The organism is Helicobacter sp. 12S02232-10 (assembly GCF_002272895.1).
Lineage (GTDB): Bacteria > Campylobacterota > Campylobacteria > Campylobacterales > Helicobacteraceae > Helicobacter_J.
Window position 1 is genome coordinate 250712 of the sequence record NZ_MLAQ01000001.1, and the last position, 17691, is coordinate 268402.

17 protein-coding genes are annotated in these 17691 nt (G+C 35.0%); 10 read left to right on the forward strand and 7 right to left on the reverse strand.

The genetic code is table 11. The annotated features are described in order from the left end of the window. Positions 1 to 4 precede the first annotated feature (4 nt). Complete coding sequence (locus BKH41_RS01275; protein WP_095296604.1) at positions 5 to 925, reverse strand: radical SAM protein; 921 nt, start codon at positions 923 to 925, stop codon at positions 5 to 7. Beyond that, positions 922 to 3135, reverse strand: a complete 2214-nt coding sequence (gene topA, locus BKH41_RS01280) for a type I DNA topoisomerase (protein ID WP_095296605.1) — start codon at positions 3133 to 3135, stop codon at positions 922 to 924. Before topA ends, BKH41_RS01275 begins: the two co-directional genes overlap by 4 nt. Positions 3136 to 3261: 126 nt before the next feature. On the opposite strand from topA, the gene BKH41_RS01285 reads away from it, so the two are divergent. Both BKH41_RS01285 and BKH41_RS01290 read left to right on the forward strand, forming a co-directional pair. Next, positions 3262 to 4806, forward strand: a complete 1545-nt coding sequence (locus BKH41_RS01285) for a flagellin B (protein ID WP_095296606.1) — start codon at positions 3262 to 3264, stop codon at positions 4804 to 4806. An 81-nt stretch (positions 4807 to 4887) separates the two neighbouring features. Next, positions 4888 to 6786, forward strand: a complete 1899-nt coding sequence (locus BKH41_RS01290) for a motility associated factor glycosyltransferase family protein (RefSeq protein ID WP_095296607.1) — start codon at positions 4888 to 4890, stop codon at positions 6784 to 6786. 4 nt (positions 6787 to 6790) lie between these two features. Here BKH41_RS01290 and BKH41_RS01295 read toward each other — a convergent pair whose 3' ends face one another. The 5 genes from BKH41_RS01295 to BKH41_RS01315 form a co-directional block, all read right to left on the reverse strand. After that, positions 6791 to 7270 (reverse strand): methylated-DNA--[protein]-cysteine S-methyltransferase, encoded by a 480-nt coding sequence (locus tag BKH41_RS01295; protein ID WP_219350012.1) that lies wholly within the window; start codon positions 7268 to 7270, stop codon positions 6791 to 6793. Between the two features lie 111 nt (positions 7271 to 7381). Continuing rightward, positions 7382 to 8767, reverse strand: coding sequence for a glycolate oxidase subunit GlcD (glcD, locus tag BKH41_RS01300; RefSeq protein ID WP_095296608.1), 1386 nt, complete (start codon positions 8765 to 8767; stop codon positions 7382 to 7384). Between the two features lie 9 nt (positions 8768 to 8776). Continuing rightward, positions 8777 to 9529: a plasminogen-binding N-terminal domain-containing protein gene (locus BKH41_RS01305; protein WP_180762688.1), complete on the reverse strand. Its 753-nt coding sequence runs from the start codon at positions 9527 to 9529 to the stop codon at positions 8777 to 8779. A gap of 9 nt (positions 9530 to 9538) precedes the next feature. Further along, entirely contained in the window at positions 9539 to 10135 is a 597-nt protein-coding gene (locus tag BKH41_RS01310) for an NUDIX hydrolase (RefSeq protein ID WP_095296610.1), read from the reverse strand. 1 nt (position 10136) lies between these two features. Continuing rightward, positions 10137 to 11294, reverse strand: a complete 1158-nt coding sequence (locus BKH41_RS01315; protein WP_095296611.1) for a peptidoglycan DD-metalloendopeptidase family protein — start codon at positions 11292 to 11294, stop codon at positions 10137 to 10139. A 131-nt stretch (positions 11295 to 11425) separates the two neighbouring features. On the opposite strand from BKH41_RS01315, the gene BKH41_RS01320 reads away from it, so the two are divergent. The 8 genes from BKH41_RS01320 (at position 11426) to argJ (ending at position 17674) form a co-directional block, all read left to right on the forward strand. Then, on the forward strand, positions 11426 to 11635 hold the full coding sequence (locus tag BKH41_RS01320; protein ID WP_095296612.1) for a hypothetical protein: 210 nt from the start codon (positions 11426 to 11428) through the stop codon (positions 11633 to 11635). A gap of 70 nt (positions 11636 to 11705) precedes the next feature. Continuing rightward, on the forward strand, positions 11706 to 11906 hold the full coding sequence (locus BKH41_RS01325) for a flagellar biosynthesis anti-sigma factor FlgM (protein WP_095296613.1): 201 nt from the start codon (positions 11706 to 11708) through the stop codon (positions 11904 to 11906). A 68-nt stretch (positions 11907 to 11974) separates the two neighbouring features. After that, positions 11975 to 12403: a hypothetical protein gene (locus BKH41_RS01330; RefSeq protein ID WP_095296614.1), complete on the forward strand. Its 429-nt coding sequence runs from the start codon at positions 11975 to 11977 to the stop codon at positions 12401 to 12403. 9 nt (positions 12404 to 12412) lie between these two features. Further along, positions 12413 to 14233 carry a flagellar hook-associated protein FlgK gene (gene flgK, locus BKH41_RS01335; protein ID WP_095296615.1) on the forward strand — a complete coding sequence of 607 codons (1821 nt, stop codon included), beginning with the start codon at positions 12413 to 12415 and terminating at the stop codon, positions 14231 to 14233. Then, positions 14230 to 15033, forward strand: coding sequence for a TIGR02757 family protein (locus tag BKH41_RS01340; RefSeq protein WP_257875362.1), 804 nt, complete (start codon positions 14230 to 14232; stop codon positions 15031 to 15033). The genes flgK and BKH41_RS01340 overlap by 4 nt, the downstream gene beginning before the upstream one ends. 76 nt (positions 15034 to 15109) lie before the next feature. Next, complete coding sequence (rpmB, locus tag BKH41_RS01345) at positions 15110 to 15298, forward strand: 50S ribosomal protein L28 (protein WP_095296616.1); 189 nt, start codon at positions 15110 to 15112, stop codon at positions 15296 to 15298. Between the two features lie 18 nt (positions 15299 to 15316). Then, positions 15317 to 16444 (forward strand): potassium channel protein, encoded by a 1128-nt coding sequence (locus BKH41_RS01350; protein ID WP_095296617.1) that lies wholly within the window; start codon positions 15317 to 15319, stop codon positions 16442 to 16444. Between the two features lie 9 nt (positions 16445 to 16453). Further along, positions 16454 to 17674 carry a bifunctional glutamate N-acetyltransferase/amino-acid acetyltransferase ArgJ gene (argJ, locus tag BKH41_RS01355; RefSeq protein ID WP_095296618.1) on the forward strand — a complete coding sequence of 407 codons (1221 nt, stop codon included), beginning with the start codon at positions 16454 to 16456 and terminating at the stop codon, positions 17672 to 17674. Positions 17675 to 17691: the final 17 nt, after the last annotated feature.

Sequence of the window (17691 nt, forward strand, 5' to 3'; positions counted from 1 at the left end):
CTCACTATCTTTTAATCGTATAAAATTCCAAATTCACGACTTTTTTTAAAAAAAGCTTCTTTTCCTTAAGAAGCTCTTCAATGATGTTTAAAGTCTTTTTATCAAACAAAATCGGGGCTTCCAAAACGCTCACAGGTCTTCTGGCAATAAATTCCATCACATCTTCTGCAGAATAAGCAGCGCCAATTGCAGACATATCTTTTTTTCTATGTGGAAGATTTACATACATCCCATCAAATTCTTTGGCTATATCGGCAAGTTTTTGATAATCAATCGCTGCAGCTTTATAGGCAGGAGGTCTATCTACAGTGCCTAAATCGACTCTGCTAATCGCAATACGCTTTAAAAATTTTGCAATAGATTTGATATTTTCAATCGCATCATTGACTCCCTCAACTATTAAGACTTCTGCAACTAATTTTCCCTTATAAATGCGAGCAAAATCCTCTATGCCTCTCAATAAATTCTCTAAAAGAATTTCCCTATAAGGACGATCCACTCTTAAAAAATTTTTCTCCAATGCGCCATCAAGAGAAAATTTGACAATGTCAAACAAACACAAAGCTCTTTGAATTTTTTCTTCACCAAACCTTGAACCATTGCTTAAAATCAATGTCGAAACCCCTTTTGGCACATAAGGCTTGATTGCTTCCATAAACTCAAACAAATATGGATAAAGAGTCGGCTCCCCATTTGCTGTGATTGTCAAAACATCAATTTTTGGATTTTTACGCAGGGATTGCAAAACACTTTCAATTAAAATTTGAAGATCTAAAATTTCTGTCATTTTTGCTTGGGCTTTTTTGCCTTCAAGTTCGCAATAAAGACAATCAAAGTTGCATTGTTTGAAACTTGGAGAAAGATCAACGCCTAAAGATAAACCAAATCTCCTAGAAATAACAGGTCCAAATACAATATTTTTCATTGTTCTGCTTCAACTTCAATCCTATGTTTGCACTTGATACATTCGTGGATATGTTTGCCCCGATAAGTTCGATCACTCATTATATATCCACATTTAGGGCATTTTTCATTGATGGGCTTATAGTTGGAAATAAAATTACACTTTGGATAGTTCGAACAACCATAAAAAGATCCCCTCCTGCTATTTCTTAGTAATATTTCCCCTCCGCATTCAGGGCATTTGACCTCAACCAAAGATTGAGGCTTGCTTGAAGGATTTTTTAAAGATTTGGTATTTTTGCATTCCGGATAGCCACTGCAAGCCATAAACTCGCCGTTTCTGCCACGTTTTTTTACCATCGGTTTGCCACATTTTTCACAAACTTCAGAAGTTTCTCCAATATCTGCTTCCAGTGGTTCTTGTGGTTTGATATATTTACATTTGGGATAACCGCTACAAGCAATAAACTCCCCATATCTTCCGATTCTTTTTACAAGCTCTTTACCACATTTCGGACAAAACTCTCCTGTAGGAATGATGACTTTTTGAGAAGCGATATTGAGTTTGCCATCTGAAATTTTTTCCATAAACGGTCCATAAAAATCCATCAATACCTTTTGCCAATCTTCCTTATGCTGTGCAATATCATCAAGCTTATCTTCCATACTCGCGCTAAATTTAGAATCAACGATTTCATTAAAATGAGCTTCTAACATTTCAGTCACTTTAAAAGCACTCTCTTGAGGGAGAATTTGCTTTTTTTCAACAACAATATATTCACGATTTTGCAGCAATGAAACCGTTGGAGCATATGTACTTGGTCTCCCAATTCCTAAACTCTCAAGAGTTTTAATCAAAGATGCTTCAGAATATCGTGCAGGAGGCTCTGTGGTGTGTTTATTACTTTGAATATTTTCAAGTTTAATATTAGAACCTGGCAAAAGATCAGGCAATAGTTTGTCTTTATCATCATTTCCCAAAAGCTTGTAATACCCATCAAAGATTAATTTTCTTCCGCTTGCTTTAAATTCGCCTTTATCACATACAAAGGTAATACTTTGGCTTTCAAAAACGGCATCTTCCATTTGAGAAGCTAAAAATCGATTATAGATAAGCGTATAGACTTTAAGTTCATCAGGTTTTAAATACGACTTGGCAATCTGAGGGGTGAAAAATATATTTGTAGGACGAATAGCCTCGTGAGCCTCTTGAGCGCTTTTATTTTTGGTGACGTAATTTTTTGGCTTGGGTGGCAAATATTTCTCGCCAAAATCATTTGATATCTTTTCTCTGGCACTATCTTGAGCTTCTTTGGCAATATTGAGGCTGTCTGTTCTCATATAAGTAATTACACCCATTACTCCATTATCAGTTTCTACACCCTCATAAAGCTTTTGTGCAATCCCCATAGTTCTTGAGGGGGAATATCCCAAAAGACTTGAAGAGCTTTGTTGCAAAGTAGAAGTCATAAAAGGCGGAAGCGTGGGAGATTTTTTTGGTTTTTTTAAAATTTCTCCAACAATAAAAGAAGAATTTTTAAGAGTTTTTAACATATCTTGAGCAAGTTGTTCATTAGTGATCCCTTGCTTTTTAACCTTCTCTCCTTTATAAACGCTCAATTCTGCTTGAATTGCTCCTTCAAAAATTGCATCAATCGTATAATAATCTACAGGCACAAACGCCCTAATCTCTCGTTCCTTATCTACAATAATCTTCAATGCGGCACTTTGAACCCTACCTGCACTCAATCCTCTGTTAATTTTACTTGAAATCAATCCGCTGAGCTTAAAACCTACGATCCTATCAAGCAATCTTCTAGCTTGTTGGGCATTAACCTTATCCATATCAATATTTCTAGGAGATTTTAGAGCATTTTTAATAGCTGTTTTTGTGATTTCGTGAAATACAATTCTAGGAAAAGTTTGTACATCTTTTCCAATAGCTTGAGTGATGTGAAACCCTATGGCCTCACCCTCTCTATCCTCATCGGTTGCGATATAAGTCGTTTTTGCTTTTTTTGCCATTGTTGTAATTTTTTCAACAATTTCCTTATGGTCTTTATCAATCCTATAATCAGGAATAAAGTTTTCCCCATCAATTTTTATTCCAAAGCTTGACTTGGGTAAATCCCTAATATGCCCCTTAGAAGCTATTACTTCATAATCACTATCTAAAAAATTCTTAATAGTTTTAGCTTTTGCAGGAGACTCTACGATAATCAAATTTTTCATTAATTTCTCTCTAAATATTGAATGTCTTGGGAATTTTAACACATTTTTGTTTTTTTCAAAGAAAGTTTTTTGGAACGAGTATTGCTTATATTTTCCAAACCAAAATTTTTAGCAAAGGATGCGATTATGAGTTTTAGGATCAACACCAACATAGCAGCTCTCACAGCCCATGCTGTCGGCGTGCAAAACAATAGAGATCTTGCAACCTCTTTGGAAAAACTAAGTTCGGGACTTCGAATCAATAAAGCAGCAGATGACGCTTCTGGGATGGCTATTGCAGATAGCTTGAGAAGTCAAAGTGAAAGCTTGGGACAAGCAGTTAAAAATGCTAATGATGCTATCGGTATGATACAAGTGGCTGATAAAGCAATGGATGAGCAAATCAAGATTTTGGACACAATCAAAACCAAAGCCATTCAAGCAGCGCAAGACGGACAAACCCTTGAATCAAGAAAGGCACTTCAAAGCGATATCCAAAGACTACTTGAAGAACTTGACAATATTGCCAATACAACCAGCTTCAATGGCCAACAAATGCTTTCAGGCAGTTTTTCAAACAAAGAATTCCAAATAGGTGCCTATTCAAACACTACAGTCAAAGCCTCTATAGGTCCTACAAGTTCTGATAAAATCGGTCATATCCGAATGGAAACCGCATCTTTTGAAGGTACTGGTATGCAAGCATCAGCAGCTGGTTCAAATTTAACCGAAGTGGCGTTAAATTTCAAACAAGTCGATGGAGTCAATGATTATGAAATCGAAACAGCCAAAATTTCAACTTCTGCAGGAACTGGAATTGGAGCATTGAGTGAAATCATCAATAGATTTTCTAATACATTAGGTGTTCGAGCATCTTATAACGTTATGGCAACAGGAGGCGTTCCAGTTCTATCAGGAACGATTAGAGGACTTGTGATCAATGGAGTTTCAATAGGCACCATCAATGATGTACATAAAAACGATTCGGATGGAAGGCTCATCAACGCAGTAAATTCAGTCAAAGACCAAACAGGAGTGGAAGCATTTTTGGATATTACCGGACGAATCAATCTTAAATCAAGTGACGGGAGAGCAATTTCTATTCATACCAGTAGTGCCACAGGTCAAGTCTTTGGAGGCGGAAATTTTGCGGGAATATCTGGTTTCAATCACGCTATTGTAGGCAGACTGACTTTAACTAGAACAGACGCAAGAGACATTATTGTCAGTGGTATCAATTTCAGTCATATCGGTTTGCATTCTGCTCAAGGCATATCTGAATATACAGTTAATTTAAGAGCAGTAAGGGGAATATTTGATGCCAATATCGCTTCAGCATCCGGAGCAAACGCCAATATCGCCCAAGCCGACTTAAATTGGCAAGGAATAGGAGCAGGTGTTACAAGTCTGAAGGGGGCAATGGTAGTAATGGATATGGCAGATTCTGCACGAACGCAGTTGGACAAAATCCGCGCTGATATAGGTTCTGTCCAAATCCAACTTGTATCCACCATCAATAACGTTTCTGTAACACAAGTAAATGTCAAAGCTGCAGAATCTCAAATCAGAGATGTGGATTTTGCTGCAGAATCTGCAAGCTTTTCAAAATACAATATTTTAGCTCAAAGTGGAAGTTTTGCAATGGCACAAGCCAATGCCGTACAACAAAACGTATTAAGATTGCTTCAATAATCGCCGCCTTTATTCTTCAAAATAAACAGGAATCTTTTAAAAGTTTTCTGTTTGTATTTCTACAAAAGTTTAAGGATTTTTATGCAAACCATTTATGACAAAAATTTGTCCGTTTTAAAAACCAAAGATCCTCTTTTGGCACTGGCTTTATTTCATTTCAAGCCCAATCAAAAATTTGAGGTTTTTATGGATAAAGACGCTGCAAATTTCAATATTATCGACAAAGAAACCAATACGCCTTTATTTTTAGGCAAGCCGCTAGAAGAAACAATGCAAAAAATCACAGATTTCACTCCCTATACCTATTACCCTTATCTCTATTTTTATGGAGCAGGAAACGGTGTATTTTATCGCCTGATGTTGGGAAATTCTCAACATCAAAGAATTGTAGTGATTGAACCTGAACTTGAAATTTTGTTTATCATTTTGAATCTTTTGGACTTCTCTGCAGATATTTTGAGTGATAAAATTATCTTTTTATATTCTAAACTTTGTTCCTATCATTTAATTAATTCTCTTTTTGAAATGGATAAAAAATCTAGGATTTATTCAAAAGTTTATGATTTGCATATTTTTAATCCTTATTACGAGCGTTATAAATCTGAAATCTTGACTTTCAATCAATACTTTATCAAGGCTATTGAACACAGCGTCATTAGCGTAGGTAACGATACTAGAGATGCCATTACTGGTATCAGACAACATATCCAAAATCTACCTGATACCCTCCGTTCTCCTACGCTTTTAAATTTAGTGGAAAATCTGAAAAACAAAGATACTGCTATCATTATTTCTACAGGTCCAAGTCTTACAAAACAACTGGATTTGCTCAAATCCATTGCCCCTTATGCAACGCTTTTTTGCATTGATGCTTCTTTCCCTATTCTTTATAAACACGGCATCAAACCCGATATTGTTTTTTCCTTAGAACGCGTTGAAGCAACGGCAAGATTTTATTATGATACCCCACAAGAAGCTCAAGATGGAGTAATATTTGCTATCACATCCATCGTGCATAAAAAACTTAAAGATTCCATCACAAAAGGTATAAAACAATTCAGTTTTCGCCCTTTCGGATATACCAATTTGTTTGGGTTCCATCAATATGGCTATATTGGAATCGGTATGAGTGCAGCGAATATGGCTTATGAGCTTATCGTACATTCACGCTTTAAAAAATGCATTATCATCGGTCAAGATTTAAGTTTTGGAGAAGATGGGAAGAGTCACGCCCAAGAAGCTATCTATGGAAGCGATGAAATCAAACCCAAACCTTTGGAGGAAAAAATTTTTGTAGAAAAATATGGGGGTGGAGGCGAAGTTGAAACAACAAAAGTATGGAAATTGTTTTTGGAATTTTTTGAAAAAGATATTGCTCAAACCCCATACAAGCTTGAAGTTATCAATGCTACAGAGGGTGGAGCGCGGATTCATGGAACGCTTGAGATGAGTTTTAAAGAAGCCATTGCCTCAATTGATACTTCAAAACCAAAAAAATCTATCCATCTCACATATCCGAGTAAAACAGAAAGTAAAAAAAATATTCAAATTGCTAAACAAAAATGTTTGGATATTATTAAATATGGGACAGAAAAAAAATCATTGATTGAAGAATTGTTTTTGAAAGTTGCAAAATATACTGAAGAACTCGAAAAACTCAATAAGCAAAACAAATTAGAAGAAATTAATTTTAAAGAATTAACTCAATTGAGCAATGAAATTGATACGATGAAAAAGCTTTTTGAAGAGAAAAAATTCAATGATTATTTTGTAGATGCGATCCAATCTTATATCTTTCATCAAGAACTTGATATTGCTAAACTTGTTGTCAGATATACAAAAAATGAACTTGAAACTCAAGCAAAACAACTTGAGTGGATTTATGCCCATAAATATTGGCTTTTTAGCCTTGCTGGCGGAATTGACTGCGTGATACAAACCGTTAAAGAAGCGCTTGAAAGCTGGGAGGCGATAAACTAAAGATTTAAATTTTGCTTGAAAATTTTTTTTCGTGTTCTAAAAGCCATTTTTTTATTTCTACCCCTGCGGCATACCCAGATAATTTTCCATCATTTCCAATTACGCGATGGCAAGGAATGATAATAAAAATCGGATTTTTACTATTAGCACTCCCAACTGCTCGGGAATAGTTTGTCGAACCAATCTTAAGTGCCAAATCTTTATAACTCCAGACTTCGCCAAACTTTATATCACACAAAATACGCCAAACTTTCTTTTGAAAAGGGGTACCATCAGGTTCTAAAGGCAAATCAAAAGAAAATACACGTCCTTCAAAATAACCTTTCAAAGCCTCTGCGCAAGAAAGAGCTAAATCATTAGGATTTTCTTCTTGATTCTTTTGATTGGCAAAGGATACGCTTTTTATTCCTGTATCACTTGAACATATATCAATATATTTGACCCCAAACTCCAAAGGAGCATCAATAAAATAATGATAGATCATAAATATTTTCAAACCTTTCAATTAGATTTTATTAAAATAATATTTTCAAAGTACCAACATTGTTTCAATCCCTTAATAATATCTTAGCTGTTTATTAGGTTTTAATATTGTTTATAAACCCATTTTACCTGGATTAAGAATATTATTGGGATCAAATGCCCTTTTGATACTTCTAAAAAGCTCCATTTCTGAAGGACTAAATGCCAAAGGCATAAAAGGAGCCTTAGAAAGCCCTATCCCGTGCTCCCCGCTTAATGTTCCCTCCAAAAAAACGGTAATTTTAAAAATTTCTTCAATCGCTTCATAGCCTTTTTGAAGCTGTTGTTTGTCTTCAGGATTTGGAACCATCACATTTGTATGAACATTCCCATCGCCTGTATGCCCAAAACACGGTATCTTAAAGCCATATTTTTTACTAACTTCAGAAATGCGTTTTAAAAGTTCAGGAAGTTGCGAACGCGGGACGGTAATATCTTCATTCAGCTTTTTTTTTCCATAAATAGCAATGCTTTGGGAAGCGTTACGTCTAGCAAACCACAAATCAGCTTCCTCTTGTTCATTTTGAGCAATTTTAAATTCAAGACATCCATTTTTTTCAAAACATTCTTTGATTTTTTCAAGCTGCCATTTTATTTGTTCGGTAATATCCCCATCCACTTGTGTGATGAGTATGGCTCCAGCTTGCGTCGGTAACCCTTTGTGAAACTTTTCTTCAACTGCTCTAATCGTCAAATTATCTAAAAATTCCATTGCAACAGGAGTTACGCCGCTTGCCATCGTTTTATATACAGCATTCATAGCATCTTCAATACTAGAAAAAACTCCCATCGCAGATTGTTTAAATTTTGGTTTTGCGATTAATTTTAGGGTAATTTCTGTAATCACTGCCAAACTTCCTTCACTGGCAATTAAAATTCCTGCAATGTTGTATCCTGCGACATCTTTGATGGTTTTTTTACCCGCTCTTATAATCTCACCATTGGGCAAAACTGCACGAAGAGCCATTACATAATCTTTTGTAATCCCATATTTTGCCGCACGCATCCCTCCGGCATTTTCACTCACATTACCCCCAAGCGTACTATATTCTTGACTTGCAGGATCGGGAGGATAAAACAAACCTTTTTTTTCAACGCTCTCTTGAAATTGCTTATTAACAACTCCAGGCTGCACTCTTGCAATCAAATTTTTCTCATCAATTTCTAAAATTTGATTAAAATATTTTTCCATCGCCAACACAATTCCTCCACACGCCGGTAAAGCTCCGCCGGTGAAACCGCTTCCTGCACCACGAGGAACGACTGCAATTGCGTTTTGATTGCAATACCTTAATATATCGCTCACATCTTTTTCATTTTTGGGATAAATTACACAATCAGGTTTATAACGCTCTCTTGTAGCATCATAACAATAAGCAATTAAATGTGCAGGATCATCATAGAAATTCTCATCGCCGACAATTTTCTTAAACTCCTCGCGATGTCGGTATTCAATCATTGTTTTTCCTTATTTAAAATTTGCACCTTTCTCTACCAATCCATCATAATATTTAAAATAATTCTTGGACTTTCTACTATAAAATGCATTTGCCAAACTACCCGTCTTAACCTCTTCTAAACGTGAGAAAAAAGGTGCGGTTGTTTTTGTAACCTTTGAAGTATCAAAAGAAGTTTTCTCTAAAATCACCAAACTTTGACAATCTAAGACATTCAAGCTATTTGTCCCGACAATATAAAGCAGACCGATACTATAAATATCACAAGCCTTCCTTAAAAATTTAGGCTTGGGATCAAACCCTCCATAATCATTCAAATATCCCATCAATAAATCAGAATTCATAAAAACGACATCCGTAATTTGTGTTTTTATCTTCTCATAAGTTGTAGAATCTGGAGCAATTAAAAAAGCTCTATTATTTAACTCGCGGAAAATAGCCATATCTCCTTCTTGCGGATTCACACGTGGAGTGGGTAGATATTTTTGCTTCATCGTATCAAAAAAATCAAATTTTGCCAGTGCCACGCCATCCTCAATAGACTCTATCTGAAGCTTTGCAGATATGACATTGTAATCTGTAAGCTTTGTTAAGACAAAACCCGTTTCCCCCACCTTTAAATCATAAGCAGGAAACGTTAAAGTTTTTTGATTCAAATCAACTTTTTCTATATTTATTTTTAAGACCTCATTAAACTCACTTGCATTTGCAATGAGACAAATTAAAATCATTATCCCTAATAAGTTTAAAATTTTATTTAACACTCTCATTCCTTACCGTAAAAAATTGTCCATATACCATCTGATGGCATAACTCAAACCCGAAGTCTTGGCCACATCATTATCATCAATAAAATCTTTGGCTTTTTGAGAAGGTAAAAACAAAACATCTATACATTCATCATCAATTCCCCCACCCTGACTAACCTTATTTTGTTCTGTTATAGTAGCAAAAAATATCGTTTGCTTGCTTCCGCTCATACCTGTAGAAGCATAAAAAACTGTGAGTTTTTGAAGAGAAGAAGCATCGACTTGATACCCGCACTCCTCAAGCACCTCTTCAGAAGCAATCTGCTCAAGACTCTTTCCTTCCTTATCGACAAGCCCAGCACACAATTCATAAGTATATCCCTCACCATTCTTAAAATAAACAGCCGGACGGAATTGTCTGACAATCAAAAACCCATCAAACTCTAAATGATAAAGAAGTATCGATACACTATCGTGAGAAGCAACGATATCCCAATTCTTCTTCTTTCCATTTTCCACATACGACATTCGCTTAGGTTTTATATAAGGAGAATCAACACACTCCTCAAATTTGATGGAATTAAAATCAACTTTTGAGCGAAACTCAGGAAAATATTTCATTTTAGCTCCTGATAGAAACATATGCTTTCTGCTTTTCAAAAGAATATTTTTCAAGCGCTTTTTCCAATTCATTTTGATACTCTTTAGCAACCTGCAAAAATTCCTTTTTGTCCTTGCCTCTAAGTTCGCTTTTTGTTGTACGAATACTTCCTAAAGGATCAATCGGGCGATTGTTTTTATATACCCCAAAATGCAAATGAGGTCCAGTACTTATACCTGTGCTTCCCACTTTGCCGATTATCTGTCCTTTTTTTACATATACGCCATTTCTAATTCCTTTTGCAAAAGCACTCATATGGGCATAAAGAGTCTTCAATCCATTTCCGTGATTGATTTCAACCGTCTTTCCATACCCTCCCTTAACTCCTGCATATACAACCCGTCCATCAGCAGCAGCACGAATGGAAGTCCCCACCCTTGCAGCATAATCAACTCCATAATGAGGGCGGATAATTTTTAAAATAGGATGAACCCTTCCATAAGAAAATCTTGAGGAAATTCTAGTGTATTGAACCGGAAGTTCAAGTAAAAATCCCGCAACTTCTTTAGCATTCTTATCATAGTATCTGCCGTTTTTATAAGCAAAAATATAATTTGGCTTTTTATTTGTCTCAATCACTGCTGCTTTAATATCAGGAGTGCCAAAAGGTTTTCCTAATCGATATTTTCTAGTATAAATGATTGCAAGCCTATCATCTTTGATTACAAATTTTTTAAAATTGATACTTTTTTTATAGGCATTTATAAACTCATTTGCAAGATTAACATCTTGAGTCGCATCTACAATGTCTTGATAAGGAGATTTCTGCACTGCTAGAGCCAAAATCTTTTCAGTCGAAAAGGAAATGATAGGAATAAAATCCATCCTATATTCCCCATTTTCCTTATAGATATGGATTTGAACGTCTTCGCTGATAGGGATGAGGGCTTGGAGCAAATCATCGTTATCATCTCTTAAAGTATAATAAGAAATACCAGCATAAATCTCTGCAGTCAGTTCTTTATCTTGAGAGGAGAGATTATAATAAAGCTTTAAGGGTATGCTGTTTTGTTCAAAAAAAGTAAGTAACGTCGAACCTTTATCCCATAAAAGTCTTTCTCCAACAGCTCCAAAACTTAAAGAGAGAAATAAAAAACATAACAGCAAAACCTTCTTCATTGAAAACCTTAAAATCTATAATGTAAAAGCGAAATTATATATCATTTTAACAAATATCTCCCGAAAGCCAAAAACAAGTCAAGATTTGGTATCATTTGTACTAGCTTGAAATAATTAAAAGGTGAATTGAGATGGACTTTAAAAAATTCGATCTAAAAACGTGGCTTTTTCCTACTATTTGTTTTTTTCTCTTTTGTTATGGAATGGCATTTATTATTATCTATACCTATGCATCAAATACTGATGTATCACTTTTTGGAAATGTTAAGACACCAGCAGGAACAACTGATGCTGTAAAATTTAGAGAAGAAATGATGAAACAAATTAAAAAAATTAACTAAAATATTTATAGTGTGTGTCGATATTAGTTCATATCTTAATTAGGAATAATTATAAGGAGATTTTATAAAAATGATCAATCCAATAGGAACACTCAATACTGCTTTGATAGCAAACGAAAATAAAAAGTCCTCAGAAAATATCAAGCCTCAAGAAGCGAAGGAAATCACAGATAAAATCGCTCAAATCAGAGAGTTGATTAAAAATGATGCTTATCAGGTCAATGTTCAAAAAACTTCTGAAAAGATGGCACTGAATTTGCTTAACCTGTAAATATGGGTGAATTTTCCGAATTATAAAAGCAAGGAATATTCAGCTTAAAATATTTTAGGATTAAGCTTATGTTGCACAATTATTTAAAAGGCGCCGTATTTGATCTTGACTCATTAATTGAGCTGACCCAAGCTGACATAAATGATATCAAGATCGCCAATCACGAGAATATTTTCCAGCGCAATTTTAAAAAACAAGAACTTATCAAATCTTTTGAAAATAAAAAAAATCTTATTGACCAAGAAATAATCCGTCTTAAAAACAAATTTCCAGACAAGAGTTTGGGCGAACTTATGGATGAGCAATCAAGTGAGCTTTTAGGAGAAATGAAAAAAAATCTTCAAGATCTCAAAGAATTAAATGCAAGCTATGCCAGAATTGTCTTTGCGGTATCAGAATTTTATTCGTCTTTGATTCAAAAAATCATTCCTCACGAAATCTGCGATTACAAAGGAAATAGAACACCTGAGAGCAGTTTTTTAAAAATTCAAGCTTAGGAGCGACATATGGGCGGTATTTTATCCTCACTCAACACTTCCTATACGGGACTTCAAGCACACCAGCTTATGGTTGATGTAACAGGAAATAACATTTCAAATGCAAGCGATGAGTTCTACAGCAGGCAAAGAGTTATTGCTAAGCCTGAAAAACCCATCTCCTATCAAGACAAAAATATAGGCAGAGGCGTAGAAGTCGAATCCATTCAGAGAATTCACAATGAATTTGTTTTTTCAAGATATTCCAAAGCAGCCCAAGAAAATGAATTTTATGATACCGAATTTGCCAATCTCAGAGAAGCCTCCGCTTATTTCCCAGATGTCGATGGAGTAGGCATTTACAACGATCTTGAACAATATTTCAACGCTTGGAAAGATTTAGCAAAAAATCCTAAAGATCCTGCACAAAAACAAGTTTTGGCAAAAAATACGGAAGTTCTTGTAAATAATATTAGAGACACCCGAAGCAAATTGAGTACCTTGCAACAAAAAGCAAGTGAGGAACTTAAAAGCACAATCAAAGAAGTCAATAACTTAGGCTCTCAAATCGCAAAAATCAACCAGCGATTAAAAGAGATGGAAGATGCCAAGATTCTTAAACAAGCCAATGAACTTCGAGATAGAAGAGACCAACTCGAATTTCATTTAAAAGAGCTTATAGGTGGAAACGTATCAAAAAGCAATATTAAAACGAATTCTTTGAACGATAAAAAAGTTGCCGATTTTGATGATGGCTATGTCTTAAACATTGCTCACGGGTTTAATATTGTCGATGGAACTATTTTTCATCCATTAGTCATTGAAAATCAAAACAATTCCGAATATTTGAATAGAATTTATTTTCGTGGTTACGATTTTAAAGATGTCGATATTACTGACAAGCTCGATCAAGGAAAAACGGGTGCTTTAATCGGTTTGTATAACAGCGGTTATGATGGGACTAAAACTGGCAAACTTCAAAATTATATCAACCTTTTGGATTCATTTGCAAAAGGCTTTATTGAAGCAAATAATGCTATCTATGCTCAAAGTGCAAGCCACGAGATTGAAAGTACCCAACTAGAATTTGAAAATGATGAAGCCTTAAAAGATACCAATTATAACATCAAGAACGGCACTATTGATCTGATTGCCTATAACACCGACGGAAAAGAAATCGCAAAAAAAACCATCAAAATCAACGATATCACCACGATGAAAGATATTGTAAATGCCATTAATGCAAATACTGATGATAATAAGGACAATAACGCAACAAATGATTTTGACGATTATTTTCAAGCCTATTTTGATAATGATTCCAAAAAATTTTACATTCAGGCAAAAGAACCTTCAAAAGGATTTTATGTTTCCCTCAAAGACAATGGAACGAATTTTACGGGCGCTTTAGGTCTAAATGCGTTCTTTGAAGGCAATAATGCCCAAAATATACGCCTAAGCACAAAATATAAAAACGATCCTACCTATATCAGACCTTGGCTCGCACCTATCAGTGGGAATTTTGACGTTGCCAATATGATGCAACAACTCCAATATGAAAAAGTTGATTTTTACAATAATAAGTTCAATATCCAGCAGATGAAACTCAGTGAATTTTATCAATATGTTTCGGGAAAAGTTGCAACAGATACTGAAAAATCCCAACAAACTCTTGATACCAAAAAATCCGTTTTTGAAGCCATCAAAAAAGAATATTTAGCAATATCTCAAGTCAGTATTGATGAAGAAATGGTCAATCTAATCAAATTTCAAGGCGGATATGCTGCAAATGCGAAAGTAATCACAGCTATTGATAGAATGATAGACACTCTTTTGAGCATCAAACAGTGATACAAAACCTTAAAGAATTTCTAGACAAACACTATGCATTAAAAAATCACCCTTTTGAAATCACTGAAGAGAAACCCGATCCACTTTTGGTATTAAAAAAATATCAGCACGACGAACTTTTTGAAGAAATTGCCCTCATTTGTGCTTTGTTATCCTATGGCAATGCAAAACAAATCGTACTCTTGCTCAAAAAACTCGATTTTTCGCTTTTAAAATCATCTGTAAGTCAAATTCAAAAGGCAGATTTTCCCCTTTATCGCTTCCAAACTTCAAAGGATATTCAAAATCTTTTTATCGCCATCCATCAAATCATTCAAACCAAAAGAATTAGAGATTTAATTTTTCAAGGTTATGCTCAAAACAATAGTGTGATAGAAGGTATCCACTTTGCTATGCAAACTATTTATGAAACGCTTGAAAATTTTTGTTCCAAAACTAATGGATTAAATTTTTTGATAGGAAAAATCAATAAAAACCCTAAAGGTAGCTCGCCTTTAAAACGTTGGAATATGTATTTGAGATGGATGGTTAGAAAAGATTATCTAGATTTTGGCAATTGGAGTGGGCAAATTGAAAAATCAAAATTGATTCTACCTTTAGATACCCACACTTTTCGAACTTGTCAAAGTCTGAAAATTCTCAAAAGAAAGACTTATGATTTACACTCTGCAATCCTTGCAACGCAGTCGCTAAAAAAATTTGATCCGACAGATCCGATTAAATATGATTTTGCTCTTTATCGAATCGGGCAACAAAAAATTGGGATAAAAACTCAAATTTTGGAACAAAACCCGTCTTAAACAAATAAAACTTAAGTTAGTTTTAGAAATATTTAAGTATAATTCCAAATTCATATAATTTTAAAAAGGCAATATTATGGCAAGAAAATGTTTTATCACAGGCAAAGGTCCAATGGTAGGGAATAACGTAAGCCACGCAAACAATAAAAACAAAAAAAGATCTCTCCCTAACCTTAGAAGTATTAAAATCAAGCTTGAAGATGGTTCTTCAATGAAAATAAAAGTAGCAGCTTCCACGCTTAGAACTATGAAGAAAAAATCTTAAGACTGGGGCAAAAATGCCTTGCTTAAAAAAATAAGAAAAATCATCCATTGGGGAACGAATTCAAAGCCCGATATTGATCTGAGACCCGAGCTGTATGAACAGCTCAAAGCTTTCAGACTTCCTTTTATCCTTATCCAAATTTTTATTTTGATTGGAACTTTAGGTTATCTTGCTTTAGAAAACTATAGTCTTATCCAAGCATTCTTTCAAGCCTCTTACACTTTCACAAACACCGGTTTTGGAGCTCTTAATGAAAAAGACTTTGGACCTGTGGCAATTCTTTTTACTGCACTTTTAATGTTTTGTGGAGCAGGAGTCATCACTTTTAGTGTGGCTTTCATCATCAGTATTATCAACAATGGAACTCTTACAAGACTCATCAAGGAGAAAAAAATGGTCAATAAAATAGCAAGATTACGAAACCATTATGTTATCTGTTATCAGAATGAATACACCATCGAACTCAGTAAGCAATTTCGAGACGCCCAAATTCCTTTCGTTGTGGTCGACAATAATCCAAATTTTGAAAAAGAAGCCATTAAATATAAATATCCTTATTACATTATTGGGGATCCTCATACTAATATTGCAATGCTAAAAACTCATCTTTCAAGTGCCAAAGGCATTGTCACTTTTTCAAAAACTCCTTCTGATAATATTGCGCTTATCGTTTCAGCACGGCTTTTTGAAAAAGAACTCAATCGAAAGCCTTACTATATTATTTCAAGCGCAGATACTGAAGAAGATGTGGAAAAACTAAAAAAACTAGGCTCTGATAATGTTGTTTCACCTACAAAATTAATGGCGCAAAGAATCAGTGCAATGGCAATTCGTCCTGATATGGAAAATCTCTTGGAAAGATTTGTTTATAAAAAAGACACGCCCTTAGACCTTGAAGAAGTGATAGTCCCCAAATACAGCTGGTTAGTATTACGAAAACTCAAAGAAGCTCATTTTAGAGAAATCACAAAAATATCCATCATCGGCATCACTCAAAAAGATGGAAAATATATTCCAATGCCCGATGGAGATGCTATCATTGCAAGCGAAGCAAAACTCCTAATGATAGGAACATCTAATGGAATTCGAGAAACCAAACGCTTCATCACAAGAAAACAAAAACCCAAAGAAATGGATTATGTATAAGGAGTCTTTATGAAAACTTTTGAAATTTTACCCATCAAAGGGGGCATAAACACTCCAAAGGGATTTTATGCTGATGGTATTAGTGCAGGACTAAAAGGATTTGATTGCGAAAATAAACCAAAGCTTGATATCGCATTTATCTATATGGATCCTCCGTGTATCCCGCACGCCATTTTTACTTCTAACAAATTTCAAGCTGCTCCCATCAAGCACTTTAAAAGATATGTAGAAAATCGCCCAAGCAATTTTGTCTTCATCAATACAAAAAATGCCAATGCACTCACAGGAGAAAAAGGGGTGGAAGATGTAAAAGAAATTCTCAACTCCCTAAAAGTCGATTTTCCAGTAATTCTTAACCCAATTATGTGCAGTACCGGAACGATTGGAATCAGACTACCCAAGGAAAAAATAATCAAATCTTTTTCAAAAATTGATTTGAATGCTAAAGAAAATTTTTCGCACACTAGAGCTGCTCAAGCGATTATGACAACCGATCGCTTTCATAAAGAAATTGCCTTAAAAATAGAGCTTTCAAACGGAGAAATTTTCCATATCGGAGCAATGGCAAAAGGTGCAGGAATGATCAATCCAAGTTTAGCAACAATGCTTTGCTTTATCACAACAGACGCTTGTGTGCCACAGGATGAAGCAAAAAATATTCTTCAAGAATGTGCCCATACCACTTTTAATGCCATTAGCGTAGATGGAGACACTAGCACAAATGACACCATTATGCTTTTTGCAAATTCTCAGAGTAAGGCATACGATAAAAATGCTTTTAAAGAAGCTCTCAAAATAGTTATGCATAAATTAGCCACCGACATCGTTTCAGATGGAGAAGGTTCTAATAAACTCGTAGCTTTTGAGGTCAGTGGAGCAAAAAATGAGGCAGAAGCTATCAAAGCTGCCAAAGCCCTCAGTAACTCTCTTTTAGTAAAAACGGCAATTTTTGGATGCGATCCCAATTGGGGACGTATTGCTTCAACAATCGGATCTTGTGGAATTGAAGCAAATGAAGAAAGCTTGAGGATTTTTATCGGGGATATTCTTATTTATGATAGAGGCGAAATTTTATTTGACACAGAAAGCGAAAAAAAGGCCGCTGATGTGATGATGCAAGACTCATTTGCAATTCGATGTGATCTAGGGATAGGAAGTGCAAAATTTCGAACTTACGGATGCGATTTAGGGCACCGCTATGTCGAAATCAATTCAGATTACAGAAGCTAAATCAAAGCTCATCAATG